This window comes from Deltaproteobacteria bacterium, from assembly GCA_016933965.1.
Taxonomy (GTDB): domain Bacteria; phylum Desulfobacterota; class Syntrophia; order Syntrophales; family UBA2210; genus JAFGTS01.
Genome location: JAFGTS010000014.1, coordinates 19983 through 34145, shown reverse-complemented (window position 1 = coordinate 34145; position 14163 = coordinate 19983). Strand labels below are relative to the sequence as shown.

The window sequence follows — 14163 nt, the reverse complement described above, 5'->3', positions numbered from 1 at the left end:
CTCATTCACAGTGGGAAACATATCCCCGTCGGATGAAACACCCTTCCTTCAATAGTGGTTCCCCGGTGGCGCAATATCCTGTAACCCGTAAGGTTTTTATGAAATCTCATGGAGTTAGGTCTATATAATAACAGCCGTACTCTGTCAAAGAGAAAAGGGGGGGTGATAGATGATGAACAATGTACCCGTGGAGAGGTTTTCACAGGTCCGCAAGCGTCTCCCTGCAGGCCTGGAGAGTATGGTCAATATCTTCGTCGTTGTGGGCGAGCGACAGAAAGGAACTCTCGAACTGGGAGGGCGCCATACTGATGCCCCTTTCAAGCATGCCTTTGAAGAAGGACGCGAAGCGCCCGGTATCACAGGCGTTGGCCGATTGAAAATCAACGACGGCCGCCGGCGTAAAGAAAAGGGTGAACATCGAACCGACCTGGTTGATGGTGAGGGGGATCCCCTTTTCAACGAAAAGGCCGTCCGTCTCTTCGCAGAGATAGGAGGTTCGCCGTTCCAAATCTTTATAGCCGTCCGTTTCCCGTAATATCTTCAGCGTGGCGAGCCCCGCCGCCATGGCAAGGGGGTTCCCTGAGAGGGTTCCCGCCTGATAGACCGGCCCCAGGGGCGCCAGTTGTTCCATAATGTCTTTCCTGCCGCCGAAGGCCCCCACGGGGAGACCGCCGCCGATGATCTTTCCGAGACAGGTCAGGTCGGGTTCGATGCCGGCCAGGTTCTGGAGCCCGCCGTAGCAAAGGCGGAAGCCGGTAATGACCTCGTCGAAAATGAGGATAACATCTTTCTTGCGGGTTATTTCCCTGAGCTCTTCGAGGAACCCCGGCAGAGGCGGGACAACACCCATGTTCCCGGCTACCGGCTCCACGATGACACAGGCCGTCTCAGTACCGTATTCGTCAAGGGCATCCCTCACGGCGTCGATGTTGTTGTAAGGAACGGTAACGGTCAATGCCGCCAATTCCGGAGGGACGCCGGGACTTCCGGGTATTCCCAGGGTAGCCACGCCCGATCCCGCCTTGACGAGGAGGGAATCAACATGTCCGTGATAGCATCCCTCAAATTTCAGTATTTTATTTTTCCCTGTCACGCCGCGGGCGAGCCTGACGGCGCTCATGGTCGCCTCCGTTCCGGAGTTGACCATTCTCACCATGTCGATGGCGGGAAAGGCTTCAACGATGCACCGGGCCATCTCGATCTCCAGTTCCGTCGGCGCGCCGTAACTGGTTCCCCTTCCGGCGGCCTCCTGAATGGCCGTCACAACGGCGGGATGCGCATGTCCCGCGATCATGGGACCCCAGGAAGCCACGTAGTCAATATATTCTTTTCCATCGGCATCATATATTCGTGCCCCCGAGGCGCGGGAGATGAAAAGCGGGTCGCCCTGAACGGACCTGAAGGCCCTGACGGGACTGTTGACGCCACCCGGGATATAGTTCTGTGCCTCTTCAAAATAGACGGCTGACTTCTTTTTCATGAAAAATACTCCATGCTGCTCTTCTTGTATTCCTCGAGACTTCTGAGAATTGCATAAGAATCGATGCCGATGTGCCGGGCGAGAGCGGCGACCCGCTGCTCCGGTTCCTCATCCCGGCAGTGGACCATGGTAAAGATCGTGTAGATGCCCTCAAAGGGAGGTGTCCTCTCGTAACAGTGGGTAATATCGCGGCAGGCCGCCAGTTTTCCCCCGATCTCCTCACAGCGCTCCGGCGGCACCGCCCAGACCACCATGGCATTTCTCCTGAATCCCGCTTCACGATGTTTCAGAATAGCGCCGAATTTCCTGATAATGCCGCGCTTCACAAGGGACCGGATCGTTTCGAGGGCCTCCGCTCCCGTTGTTCCGATCCGCCGGCCGGCTTCTTCGAAAGGCTTCCTGACAAGGGGGAGGTCACCCTGCACGACCCGGGCGATCGATTTTTCTTTCTCCGTAATGGCCGGAAAAATCATGACAAAAATTACCTCGATGGAAATTTTCCTTAGCATATCTAAATATTGCTTGACAATCGTTTTTCTTGCAGATAAAGAGGTCCCATCTGCTACAATGGTGAGAAGTTCCGACCCGTGCCATACCGGTTATGGGAGAGGATGTTTTCTGACCGGCGGAGCGGAAAAAATCAATGAAAGGAGTGGATACGGTATGAGAAAAATGTTGAGAGGCATCATGTACTGCATGATTTCCCTGGCGGGTCTGATGGTAACGGCACCCTTCGCGTTCGCCGCTGAGGAAGCAGCCGCAGGTGGCGACGTATCGGGAAAGGCGCTTGTTCTCGCGTGCAGTATCATCGCGGCCGGTATTGCAATGGGTGTGGGTGCATTCGGTCCCGGTCTCGGAATGGGGCAGGCGACGGGTGGAGCCACGAACGCCGTGGGCAGAAATCCTGACGCACAGGGCAAAATCATGCTTACCATGCTGGTCGGTATGGCAATGACCGAGTCCATCGCGATCTACGCGCTCGTTATTGCTCTGGCGATCCTGTATGCCAATCCGCTGCTGAAGTACATCGTCGGATAGTGATTGTGGTCTCATAGGGAAAAAGGGGGAGCGTATAAGAGCGACTTCCCCCTTTTTTTGCCTTGAAAAAGCCGGGCCTACTCCCCTTCGGGAAGAGGGATCTTCGCGCGACGCATCTTTTTCTCAGACTGCAGGTGCTTCGATTGCAGAACTTTCTCCTTGGCCCGCTTTGACCGTTTTCGTTTCTGTCTTTTTATCTTCTCGATGCGCTGTCCTTCAGCGCTCTGTCTTCCTTTTTCTATCCGTTCAAGGCGGTCCAGGAGGATCCGCCGGGCCAGAAATCGATTCAGCGCCTGCGACCGCTCCTGCTGGCACTTGACGATAAGGCCCGTGGGCTTGTGGATGAGATGGACGCAACTGGAGGTCTTGTTCACCTTCTGCCCGCCGCGACCCGAGGACCTGACGAACGTCTCCCGCAGGTCTTCATCCCGGACCCCGAGCTTCTCCATCCTGTCAAGCAGTTCCTTTTCCTTCTGTTCTGATACAGCGAACATGATCTGAGTACCTGAGTACCTGAGTACCTGAGTGCCTGAGTGCCTGAGTGCCTGAGTGCCTGAGTGCGGGACAAAACCCGCCTCCCCCTTTGAAAAAGGGGGATTGAGGGGGATTTGTAAATATAAATCCCTCCCGGCCTCCCCTTACAAAGGGAGGAAAATAGTAGTGTGCCTATTTATCGGCGCTTTTTCAAAACGCCCGATGGATCGGGCAACTACACTGCAAAAAACTCAAGAGCTTATGAACTCACGAGCTCACGAGCTCTCTTCCTCCGCGGGTAATCCTTGACTCCGCCGGAGCCCTCGTTTATAGTGATTTTCCCAAAAAAAATCAACAGGTAAAGTGATACCATGTTTTCGGCCGAACTCATCAACGAACCCTGCGCCGATCCCGGTGTCTATGTGAAATTCAAGCACCGCAATGAAGCCTTTCTCTTTGATGTGGGAAATCTCTGCGCCACCCCGTCGCGAAAGATACTGAGACTCAGCAATATCTTCGTATCCCACACCCACATGGATCACTTCATCGGGTTCGATTACATCCTGAGGATCTGCCTGGGGCGCGACAGGCACCTTTCTCTCTTCGGTCCGCCGGGGTTTATCACCAACGTGGAAAGCAAGATCGGCGCCTACAGCTGGAACCTGGTGGGAAACTACAGTAATGATTTCGTCATCGATGTCACGGAAGTTCATGAAAACAAAAGGATAACGAAGCGATTCGAGTGCCGGAACGCCTTCAGCGGAGAAGTCACCGGCGAAATGACGGACACCTCCGCTGTCCTTCTGGACCGGGAAGACTGTATCGTGAAAACCGCCTTTCTCGATCACCGGATACCCTCCCTCGCCTTCTCCCTGAAGGAGAAACAACATATCAATATCATGAAAAACGCCCTGGAAGAGCTCGGTCTTCCCCAGGGCGACTGGCTGGCTGACCTGAAAGACCGTATACGGCGCAATGAACCCGACGAGACGCCGGTCTCCCTGCCCCGAACAGTGAAGACCGGGAGGGGCGGGGAAGCCGCAACGATGCCGCTGGGCAGATTGCGGGACAGCCTTGTCATGATAACGCCGGGCCAGAAGCTGGCCTACGTGGCGGACGCCGTGTACAGCGAGGAAAACGCGAGGAAGATCATAGACTTGGCCGAATCGGCCGACATCCTCTTCATCGAAGCACCCTTTCTTGACGAGGAGGCCGAGCAGGCCGCCGCGAAATACCATCTGACGGCACGCCAGGCGGGCGAACTGGCGCGAAAGGCCGGGGTAAAGCGGTTTGTCCTCTTTCACTTTTCCCCGAAATACCGTGGTCAGGAGTTTCTTCTGGAAGACGAGGCACTGGAAGCCTTCATTGATCTTGAAGAGGAAATCCCCCTATTTTGAGGCCCTCACACCTTCTCTATCTGGAATCCCTCGACCCGAATGGCAACGGATCGTTGCAGGATGTCAATGGAAACGACAAAAAGATTCTTGCGGTAATCGGTACTGATAACGGTTCCCTCGATACCCTTGAAGGGGCCGTCCACGATACGGGCCGGTTCACCCGCCCGAGGATATTCAAAGGGTTGGAGCTCCACGTCGGAGTTGACAAGACGCTGCACCGCCTCGATCTGCTCGTCGGGAACCGGTTCCGGCCTGCTGCTGTCAGGTCTTCCGAGTATCCTGACCACACCGGCCGTCGTCAGGACGTCAAGTTTTCTCTCATTCGTCAGTTCTTCAATATTAACAAAGAGATAACCGGAAAAAAGGGGGACCTGTATCCGTTTTCTCCGGTCCTTCCGCCTGCTCCACACTTCCATCTTGGGAAGAAAGGTGTCGATGGACTTCTGCGTCAGGCGGGCATGGACACGATCCTCGTGACGGCTGCGGGTATGAACGGCGTACCAGGACATTTCCCTGCTCTAATCCCTTCTCTTCATCCGGTAATCGAGTATTACATCGTCTCCCTTCCGGGTGATCCTGCGCAGGGAGAGCTGCAGGGCATCATCGATGCTCGTGCTGTCGAGGTCGCCGACCGCCTCAATACCGGCGCCCAGTATCTTCGGGGCCGTGATGATCACGAGCCGGTCCGCGAGGTGCTCCTTCAGGAAAGAGGTGATGACCTTTGAGCCCCCTTCGACCAGGAGGGACGATATGCTTCGGCTCCCCAGTTCCATCAGGAGCGTTTCCGGGTTGATACCCGAATCACCGGCCGGGACGGTTATCGTTTCGACACCCCGGTCCAGCAGTTTCCGCCGCCGTTTCTCTGAACATCCTTCAGCGGCGACGACCACCGTATTGGCCTGGTCCTGGTCCCGAAGGATCCGGGCATTATCGGGAATACGCAGCGTCGAGTCCAGGACGATCCGGAGGGGATTCCGGCCCCGCACCAGCCGGACCGTCAGTTCCGGGTCATCATGGATCACCGTATCCACACCCACCAGGATGGCGTCATGGTGTGACCGCAGCATATGGGCGAAACGCCGGGAAGGCTCGGAGCTGACCCACCGTGAGTCACCGGTTCCCGCGGCTATCCTTCCATCCGCGGTCTGGGCGTATTTCAGTGTAACGAAGGGGCGGTGGGTCGTCATGAAGGTGAAAAAGGTCTCGTTCAACTCCCGGCATTCCTCCTCCAGCACTCCGAGCGTGACGTCGATCCCCTGTTTGCGTAGTTTTTCCAACCCCTTGCCCCCAACGACCGGATTGGGGTCCTGCACTCCAGCCACCACCCTGGCCGGCCGTGACGCGATGATCGCATCGACACAGGGCGGTGTCTTTCCATGGTGGGAACAGGGCTCGAGGGTAACATACCAGGTGGCCCCATCGACCGGTTCAACAGCATTATGAAGGGCCTGTATCTCGGCATGGGGACCGCCGAACTGCCTGTGGTAGCCCTCGCCGATTATTATGCCCTTTTTGACGATGACGGCACCGACCATCGGATTCGGGCTCACCCGGCCTTCTCCCTTTCGGGCGAGCCGGATCGCCCGCTCCATGTAATCCCTATCGTTCATCGATACCCCTCGGTTGATATTGAGCGACTGTGGAAGCATATACTACAGGTTTCCAGTTCTGTAAAGAAGGGCTCTTATGTGATTTTCAGGTTGGTATCCAGACAATACGGGTGGCGAAGCCGGGACCACCTGTGCTATATATGCGGAACCACCCGTATATGAAGGAGGAATCGATGAAAGGCATCATACTGGCCGGGGGCCTCGGCACCCGCATGTTCCCGCTTACGAAGATCACGAACAAGCATCTTCTCCCCGTATTCGACAAGCCCATGATATTCTACCCGCTTCGGACCCTCATCAATGCCGGTATCGACCAGATACTGATCGTGACCGGCGGCAACAACGCCGGCGACTTTCTGCGGCTCCTGGGAAACGGGAAGGATTTCGGCCTGAAGCATATCAACTATACCTATCAGGAAGGAGAAGGAGGTATCGCTGACGCGCTCCGCCTGGCTGAGCATTTTGCCGACGATGACCGGATCGTCATCGTTCTCGGTGACAATATCATCGAAAAGAATATCAGGAGCGCCGTCGAGTCCTTCAAAAAACAGGAACGGGGGGCGAAGATCCTTCTCAAGGAAGTACCCGATCCCCAGCGTTTCGGTGTCCCCGCCTTCGAGGGAGACCGGATCGTCCGCATAGACGAGAAACCGAAGGAGCCCGCCTCATCTTACGCGGTGACGGGGATCTATATGTACGACAGGACCGTTTTTGACGTCATCAGGACGCTGAAACCGTCGGACCGCGGAGAGCTGGAAATAACGGATGTCAACAACCACTATATCCGGGAAGGGACCATGACCTGTGATTTCCTCGAGGGCTGGTGGACCGACGCGGGAACCTTCGAGTCACTCCTGAACGCGAGCAATCTGGTGGCAAAGACGGGGGCGAACAAGCCGTGACAATCATTTCCAAGGGGGAGATCCTATGATCGAGGGCGTAAAGGTCAAAAAGCTGCGGGTGATTCCCGATGAGCGGGGACGCCTGATGGAGATTCTGCGCAACGACGATGAGGTGTTCGAAAAATTCGGGCAGGTCTACATGACGACTGCCTATCCCGGCGTGGTCAAGGCCTGGCACTATCACCGGGCGCAGTCCGACAATATGGCCGTGGTGAAAGGCATGATGAAGATCGTCCTTTACGACGACCGCGAGGGATCACCCACCCGCGGGGAAATAAATGAATTCTTCGCCGGTGAGCACAACCCGATCCTGCTGCACATCCCTCCCCTTGTCTGTCACGGGTTCAAGTGTGTCTCCGAGGCCGAGGCCATCGTGATCAACGCGCCGACGGAAGTCTATGATTACGAGGAGTCCGACGAACACCGCCATCCGCCCCACGGCGGGCACATCCCCTACGACTGGGATCGAAAAGACGGCTGAAACCCAAACCTGGGGTCAGGTCTTGCATTATAACATTTTTAGAACCAAGGGGGGGTTATATGGCACGACCACTTCGTATAGAATATCCTTATGCGATATACCATGTTACCTCGCGAGGTAATGCCCGACATGATATTTATCGTAATGACAGCGATAAAAACACCTTTCTCAACGTGCTTGAGTCAGTTGTGGAAAGATACAACTGGCTTTGCCATGCATATTGTCTGATGAAAAATCACTACCATCTCGTGATAGAGACACCGGATGGTAATCTTTCCAAGGGGATGAGACATCTCAACGGTGTCTATACACAGAAGTTCAACTATCGCTATAACAATGTTGGTCATCTCTTTCAGGGACGGTACAAGGCGATCCTGGTCGAAAAAGAAAGTTACTTGCTATCATTGTGTCGATACATTGTTCTGAATCCGGTACGGACAGGAATTGTGTCGGGTCCTGAGCGCTGGCCATGGAGCAGCTATCGGGCAATGGCGGGAATGACTCAGAAACCTCCATTTCTCACAATTGATTGGCTTCTTCTGCAATTTGGTGAAACAAGAGAAAAAGCGATACAGGCGTATACGCAATATATTTATGATGGCATTGATGAAAAACCACCTTGGACCGAAGTGAAGGGACAGATATTCCTTGGTTCGATAGAATTTATTGACAGGCTAAAGCCTCACCTGGAAGAACAACACGACGCAAGGGAGGTCCCACGAGAACACCGTTTCGCAAATCGCCCGTCTCTTGAGGATTTACGCATCGAATTGGAAGGAAAGGACAAGAGAGAACGAGGGAATTTAATATATCGTGCCTATGTGGAATATGGATATACAATGAATGAAATTTCCAATCTTATCGGTGTCCATTATACGACGGTCAGTAGAACAATTCGCCGGATTGAAAAGACCAAGGGGCAAAAAATGCCGTAAATGTTATATTGCAAGACCTGACCCCATTTATTTTAGGTAGGCATGGATCGCCCGGGCGGCTTTTTTTGCGGCGCCCATGGCAAGTATCACCGTCGCCGACCCGGTCACGATGTCACCGCCGGCGAACACGCCCTCACGGGTTGTTTCTCCCGTTTCCTCATCAGCAATGATATAGCCGCGCCGGTTCGTTTCCAGACCGGGCGTGGTAGCCTGAATGACGGGATTCGCCATGGTCCCGATGGCAACGACCACCATATCCACGTCGATGACGAATTCCGAACCTTCAATGGGCACAGGACGCCGCCGTCCCGATTCGTCGGGCTCACCCAGCTCCATGCGGATGCACCGGGCACCCTTCACCCAGCCGCTCTCGTCGCTGATATATTCGACCGGATTGGTCAACAGGTGAAACTGCACGCCCTCTTCCCTGGCGTGATGTACTTCCTCTATCCGGGCGGGCATTTCCGTTTCGGTTCGCCGGTAGATGACATAGACGTTCTCGGCGCCCATTCGAAGGGCTGTCCTGGCGGCATCCATCGTCACATTCCCGCCGCCGATGACGCCCACGTTTCTTCCGCGGGCGATAGGCGTGTCATACTCGGGAAACCGGTAGGCCTTCATCAGGTTCGACCGGGTCAGGTATTCATTGGCCGAGTATATGCCGCTCAGGTTTTCGCCGGGGATGTTCATGAAGACCGGCGCGCCGGCGCCGACACCCAGGAAAACGGCATCATACCCCTCCGCGAAGAGGTCATCCACGGTCTTCAGTCTCCCGACCACGGCGTTGGTGACGATCTCGACACCCATGCGCTTCAGAAAATCTACCTCGGCATCAACGATGCTCTTGGGAAGACGGAATTCCGGTATGCCGTAGATCAGGACGCCGCCGGACTTGTGAAGGCCCTCAAATATGGTCACGTCATGGCCGAGCTTGATGAGGTCCCCCGCTATGGTCAGCCCCGCCGGTCCGGCACCGACGACGGCGACCCGCTTGCCCGTTTTCGGCGCCATCTCCGGGATCAGGATCTCCCCGGTGCCACGCTCAAAGTCGGCGACAAAACGCTCGAGCCGTCCGATCGCCACAGGATCGCCTTTCTTGCCGAGGATGCAGGTCGCCTCGCACTGGCTTTCCTGGGGACAGACACGGCCGCAGACCGCCGGCAATGAATTGGTTTCCTTGATCTTGCGGGCCGCGCCGGCAAAATCCCTCTCTGTGATCAGTGCAATGAAGCCGGGAATATCGATATCGACAGGACACCCGTTGACACAGAGGGGTTTTTTACAGTGAATGCAGCGTGATGCTTCGAGCAGGGCCTGTTCTTCCGTGTATCCCAGGGGCACCTCATCAAAGTTCCGCACCCGTTCTCCCGGGTCCTGTTCCGGCATGCCCTGCCGCGGGACCTTTTCCTTTTTCTTCTTACTTTCGTCCATGGCATTGACACTCCAGATGGTCTATTGCTTCTTTTTCCTGTTCCGTGTACATCCTCAGGCGGCTCGCCAGCAGGCCGAAATCAACCTCATGCCCGTCAAATTCCGGACCGTCGACGCAGGCAAGTTTTGTCTCGCCGCCGACGGAAACGCGGCAGGCGCCGCACATGCCGGTGGCATCGACCATGATCGGGTTGAGACTGACGATGGTCGGAATGTGATAGGGCCTGGTCAGTTCCGAGAGGACCCGCATCATCGGCACGGGACCGACGGCAAAGACACGGTCTATCGTCTCTCCCGCATCGATGCGGCTCTGGAGAACATCGCTGACAAAACCGTGATGGCCATAACTCCCGTCGTCGGTGGCGACCAGAAGTTCGTCGCTCACGGCACGCATCTTCTCCTCGAGAATAAGGATGTTCTTCGACCGGGCCCCGATGATCGATACGACCCGGTTCCCCAGCTCTTTCAGCGCCTTCGCGATGGGATACACGACACCGATACCGACACCGCCGCCGACACAGACACAGGTACCGAACTGCTCAATATCCGTCGCCTTGCCGAGGGGTCCGACAACGCTGAATAGTTCATCCCCCGGATTCATGGCGGCAAGGCAGGCGGTTGTCTTCCCGACGACCTGATAGATGATGTCTATCGTTCCCGCTTCCCTGTCCTCGTCGACAATGGTGAGCGGTATCCGCTCCCCCTTTTCGTCGGTCATGAGCACGACAAACTGCCCCGCCTTCCGTTTGCGGGCGATCTCGGGCGCTTCGATGACCATCTGTATGACATTCTCCGATATTGATTCCTTATCGATGATCCTGTTCAAGGTTTGACACCCCCTGAATTGAAATTCTGCAGATTGATATGATGACTTCCTACAAAGCCGTAAAATACGTATACTGCGAATACCCGCGCGGCCGCCGGGCGTTCACATGCTCGCGGACTATAGCACGGATGTTTATCCTTTTTAAAGGATAAACATCCGTTTTCTGGTTGGAAGGATGAATTCTATCAGACTGTATTTAGTATTCTTTCGTCAAGCCGTCCAGTTCGGCAAGTGAGAACACGGGGCCGTCCTTGCAGACATACTTGTGTCCCACGTTGCAGCGACCGCACTTTCCAATGCCGCACTTCATCCTCATTTCCAGTGAGGTATAGATGTTCTCCCTGGAAAATCCGAGATCGAAGAAGACGGGCAGGGTGAACCGTATCATGATGGGAGGCCCGCATATGACAGCCACGGCGTTTTCAGAGCTCGGGGCCACTTCCTTACAGACCGTGGGAACGAATCCTTCGCGACCTTTCCAAGTCTCATCCCCTTTGTCGACGGTGACATTGAGATTAATGTCGTCCCTTTTCTCCCACTGTGCAAGCTCGTCCTTGTAGATCAGGAGACCCGGCTCACGGGCGCCGTACACGACGGTGATGTTCTGGAACCGGGAGCGGTTCGCGTCGTCTATCATGTAATTGAGCAGCGACCGGAGCGTGGTGAAGGCAAACCCGCCGCCGACGATGACGATGTTCTTTCCCTCGAGGTAATCGATGGGCCAGGTGTTCCCCAGGGGGCCTCGTACACCCATCAGGGTCCCTTCTTCCATGGCGTGGAGCTCGCTCGTTACCACACCGGCCTTCTGCACGGTAAATTCAATGTAACCTTTCTGCGTGGGTGAGGACGCGATCCCGATCGGTGACTCGCCCTTTCCGAAGACGGAAAGCTCGGCGAACTGGCCGGGAAGGTACTTGAAGTTTTCCTCATCTTCCTTGTTCACGAAGGCGAGGCGGAACGTCTTGATATCCTTGGTCGTCACTTCCGTGATGATTTTATCGACGTTGACAGGTATCGGTACATAAGGGTTCGTTTGCATTACCATCTCCACACACTATTGTTTCGAAATATCCGTTACAATCTTTCGTATGTCTATATTGACGGGGCAGTACATGACGCACCGGCCGCAACCGACACAGGCGATCGCCCCATATCTGTCAACGAAATACCGGAACTTGTGCATCAGTCTCTGGCGCCATCGCTCCTTCTGGCTCGGTCTCGGATTATGGCCCGAGGTTTCCATGGTGAAAAGCCAGGACATGCAGGAATCCCAGGAGCGGATACGCTGCCCGCCGTCGCCCTTCACTTCATCGGTGATGTCAAAGCAGTGGCAGGTGGGACACAGATAGGTGCAGGTACCGCAGGCAAGACAGCTTTTATGAATCGTATCCCAGAAGGGATGTTCGAAATTCTCATCGAGCCATGGTTTGATCTCTTTACCCGGAATATGGGATTTGATCTTACCCTCAGCTGCTGCGGAGATTTCCTTCTTTTTCTCATCCAACCCCTGATCGGCCGCCGACAGATCACCCAGACGGGCCAGAAGCTTCTCACCCTTCTCGGTCAGAAACTCGGCCAGATATCCCTCTTCCATCTCCGTCAGCATCACGTCGGCACCTTCCGAAGAAAGGGGGTGGCCACCGACGGAGGTGCAGAAACAGGTCGTGTAGGGCGGGTTGACACAGCCCAGCGAGACGATTGTCGTTTTTTCTCTTCTCTCGATGTAATAGGGATCTTTATATGTCGGATCATTGAAGACAGCGTCCAGCAGGACGAAGCTCCGCGCATCGCAGGGACGGACGCCGAACAGGATCGCCTCGGGAGATCCTTCGACGACCTCGGAAAGTTCCCTGCCCCGCTCACTGCGAAAGAACTTGAGCATTGTCTCCGTCTGGGGAAAGAAGAAATTTTTCGGCGCGTTTTTCGCGTTCGCGAAGTCGATCAACGGCGCCATTCCCTGTTTCAGAGCCTTGAAGAGTACCTGATCCTCTTCCTGAACCGGCGCATAGACCAGCGTATCTTCCGCCAGTTTCTGTACAATACCGGCCAGGGCGTCCTTTTTAATCACTCTCTTTTCCATATCGTTCCTTAGTCAGCTTTTTTAGTTATGTGCTTTCAGGATTGTTCGTAATCAACCCTCATGCTTACACAAGCCCCAGGGAGCTCAGCAGGGGACGGGGATTGACGTTGTGCATCCTGAACCAGGAATCGTATCCCTCAAGCCCCAGGGCAAGAGCAATGAGTTCGGTAAAGTAAAACGCCGGGAGCACCACGTTTTCACTCGCCCTTGTATCGAGGTTCGCAAAGCAGACGGGGCATGCCGTCACCAGGCAATTGGCCCCCGCTTCGCGGGCCATGGTCATGAGACGGTCCACCAGCCTGATGACGATCTCCGTTTTCCCCAGGGTCAGGCTTCCTCCGCAGCAGTCGGTCTTGCAGGACCATTTGCGCGATTCCGCACCGAGACCGTTCATGATCGCGTCAAGCATGTAGGGATTCTCGTAATCATCGAACTGGCACACCTCGGGCGGCCGCAGGAGCAGACATCCGTAATAGGAGACGGGTTTCAGGCCTTCCAGGGGTTTCTTTACCAGTTCCCGGATCGCATCGATACCGATGTCATTGTAAATGACATCGATCGGTGTCCGGACCGCCACCGAACCGGCGTACTTCATGCCGAGAGCGTTTTCTATTTCAGAGCGCAACGCCTCATCCTTCTCAAGGTGGTGCTGCGCGGACTTGAACCGGTTGAAACAGGCGGCGCAGGGAACCATGACGTCCCATTCATTTTTCTCGGCGGCGATCAGGTTTCTTGCCGGAAGCGCGACGGAGAGCTTGTAATTGGTCATATGGGCCGATGACGCTCCGCAGCAGGACCAGTCATCCACCTCATTGAGTTCTATATTCAATGCCGTGCTGACGGCTTTAACGGACTCGTCATACTCCCTTCCCGTGGCATGCAGCGAACATCCTGGATAATATGAAACTTTCAACGATAGCCTCCTTCAACATCGGCAAACAGCGATGACAGGGCCGTCTCTTCTCTATTTACCGGTTGCTTTGAATATATTTCTCACCGATTTCATGTCACTCGTTCTCGGGGACAGAAGTTTTATCTTCCCCTTCATGAACATGCTCATTCCCATCCCGAGGTCGGAGAAATAATCTCCCGATTTCATCTTATAGAGCATGATCATGAGCGGCTCGTTGATCCTGCCGCCGAACTTGATATTCGATAGGAACGCTTCATGAAATTTCAGAATATTCTTTTCTTTCGGCTCGATATTGTTCTCGATCGCCGTTTCCCGCAACACGTCCATCATCCGGGCGATATCGACCTCGTTGGGGCAGCGCGTTACGCAGGTTTCACAGGAGGCGCAGAGCCAGATCGTCGAGCTGTTCAGAACCTCATCACGCTTCCCCATCTGGATCATCTTGATGACGGCGTTCGGGTTGTAATCCATGGCAAAGGCCACCGGACACCCGGCTGTACACTTTCTGCAGTGGTAGCAGGCCTGAATGGGGACTCCCCCGATTTTCTCATTGATCTCTTCTAAAAACGTTCCCATGTTCACTCCGTTTATTGTTC

At 55.0% G+C, this 14163-nt stretch carries 16 protein-coding genes; 5 read left to right on the top strand and 11 right to left on the bottom strand.

Annotated features, from left to right (window positions below):
- Window positions 1-199 precede the first annotated feature (199 nt).
- Both hemL and JXO48_03290 read right to left on the bottom strand, forming a co-directional pair.
- The gene (hemL, locus tag JXO48_03295) at window positions 200-1480 is read right to left on the bottom strand and encodes a glutamate-1-semialdehyde 2,1-aminomutase (protein MBN2282894.1); all 1281 of its coding nucleotides are present in this window, start codon (window positions 1478-1480) and stop codon (window positions 200-202) included.
- Window positions 1477-1989, bottom strand: a complete 513-nt coding sequence (locus tag JXO48_03290) for an Lrp/AsnC family transcriptional regulator (GenBank protein MBN2282893.1) — start codon at window positions 1987-1989, stop codon at window positions 1477-1479. Before JXO48_03290 ends, hemL begins: the two co-directional genes overlap by 4 nt.
- A 154-nt stretch (window positions 1990-2143) precedes the next feature.
- On the opposite strand from JXO48_03290, the gene atpE reads away from it, so the two are divergent.
- A complete protein-coding gene (atpE, locus tag JXO48_03285; GenBank protein MBN2282892.1) occupies window positions 2144-2518 on the top strand; it encodes an ATP synthase F0 subunit C in 375 nt (124 codons plus the stop codon).
- 77 nt (window positions 2519-2595) lie between these two features.
- Here atpE and JXO48_03280 read toward each other — a convergent pair whose 3' ends face one another.
- The gene (locus tag JXO48_03280; protein MBN2282891.1) at window positions 2596-3012 is read right to left on the bottom strand and encodes a peptide chain release factor-like protein; all 417 of its coding nucleotides are present in this window, start codon (window positions 3010-3012) and stop codon (window positions 2596-2598) included.
- 351 nt (window positions 3013-3363) lie between these two features.
- On the opposite strand from JXO48_03280, the gene JXO48_03275 reads away from it, so the two are divergent.
- Window positions 3364-4389 (top strand): ribonuclease Z, encoded by a 1026-nt coding sequence (locus JXO48_03275; GenBank protein MBN2282890.1) that lies wholly within the window; start codon window positions 3364-3366, stop codon window positions 4387-4389.
- A 5-nt stretch (window positions 4390-4394) separates the two neighbouring features.
- Here the strand turns inward: JXO48_03275 and JXO48_03270 are convergent, their stop codons facing one another.
- Window positions 4395-4898 carry a UpxY family transcription antiterminator gene (locus JXO48_03270; GenBank protein ID MBN2282889.1) on the bottom strand — a complete coding sequence of 168 codons (504 nt, stop codon included), beginning with the start codon at window positions 4896-4898 and terminating at the stop codon, window positions 4395-4397.
- 9 nt (window positions 4899-4907) lie between these two features.
- The gene (ribD, locus tag JXO48_03265) at window positions 4908-5999 is read right to left on the bottom strand and encodes a bifunctional diaminohydroxyphosphoribosylaminopyrimidine deaminase/5-amino-6-(5-phosphoribosylamino)uracil reductase RibD (protein MBN2282888.1); all 1092 of its coding nucleotides are present in this window, start codon (window positions 5997-5999) and stop codon (window positions 4908-4910) included.
- Window positions 6000-6172: 173 nt separating this feature from the next.
- Between ribD and JXO48_03260 the strand changes: the two genes are divergently transcribed.
- Genes JXO48_03260 through JXO48_03250 form a run of 3 tightly spaced genes read left to right on the top strand, consistent with a single transcriptional unit; the run spans window position 6173 to window position 8317 of the window.
- On the top strand, window positions 6173-6901 hold the full coding sequence (locus JXO48_03260) for an NTP transferase domain-containing protein (GenBank protein ID MBN2282887.1): 729 nt from the start codon (window positions 6173-6175) through the stop codon (window positions 6899-6901).
- A 25-nt stretch (window positions 6902-6926) separates the two neighbouring features.
- A complete protein-coding gene (locus JXO48_03255) occupies window positions 6927-7382 on the top strand; it encodes a dTDP-4-dehydrorhamnose 3,5-epimerase family protein (GenBank protein ID MBN2282886.1) in 456 nt (151 codons plus the stop codon).
- 59 nt (window positions 7383-7441) lie between these two features.
- The gene (locus JXO48_03250) at window positions 7442-8317 is read left to right on the top strand and encodes a transposase (protein ID MBN2282885.1); all 876 of its coding nucleotides are present in this window, start codon (window positions 7442-7444) and stop codon (window positions 8315-8317) included.
- A gap of 27 nt (window positions 8318-8344) precedes the next feature.
- Here JXO48_03250 and gltA read toward each other — a convergent pair whose 3' ends face one another.
- The 6 genes from gltA to JXO48_03220 form a co-directional block, all read right to left on the bottom strand.
- Window positions 8345-9748, bottom strand: coding sequence for an NADPH-dependent glutamate synthase (gene gltA / locus JXO48_03245; GenBank protein ID MBN2282884.1), 1404 nt, complete (start codon window positions 9746-9748; stop codon window positions 8345-8347).
- On the bottom strand, window positions 9735-10574 hold the full coding sequence (locus JXO48_03240; protein ID MBN2282883.1) for a sulfide/dihydroorotate dehydrogenase-like FAD/NAD-binding protein: 840 nt from the start codon (window positions 10572-10574) through the stop codon (window positions 9735-9737). The genes gltA and JXO48_03240 overlap by 14 nt, the downstream gene beginning before the upstream one ends.
- A 196-nt stretch (window positions 10575-10770) precedes the next feature.
- On the bottom strand, window positions 10771-11613 hold the full coding sequence (locus JXO48_03235) for an FAD/NAD(P)-binding protein (GenBank protein MBN2282882.1): 843 nt from the start codon (window positions 11611-11613) through the stop codon (window positions 10771-10773).
- A gap of 15 nt (window positions 11614-11628) precedes the next feature.
- The gene (locus JXO48_03230) at window positions 11629-12654 is read right to left on the bottom strand and encodes a 4Fe-4S dicluster domain-containing protein (GenBank protein ID MBN2282881.1); all 1026 of its coding nucleotides are present in this window, start codon (window positions 12652-12654) and stop codon (window positions 11629-11631) included.
- 64 nt (window positions 12655-12718) lie between these two features.
- Window positions 12719-13567: a CoB--CoM heterodisulfide reductase iron-sulfur subunit B family protein gene (locus JXO48_03225; protein ID MBN2282880.1), complete on the bottom strand. Its 849-nt coding sequence runs from the start codon at window positions 13565-13567 to the stop codon at window positions 12719-12721.
- A gap of 51 nt (window positions 13568-13618) precedes the next feature.
- Window positions 13619-14143: a 4Fe-4S dicluster domain-containing protein gene (locus JXO48_03220; GenBank protein ID MBN2282879.1), complete on the bottom strand. Its 525-nt coding sequence runs from the start codon at window positions 14141-14143 to the stop codon at window positions 13619-13621.
- Window positions 14144-14163: the final 20 nt, after the last annotated feature.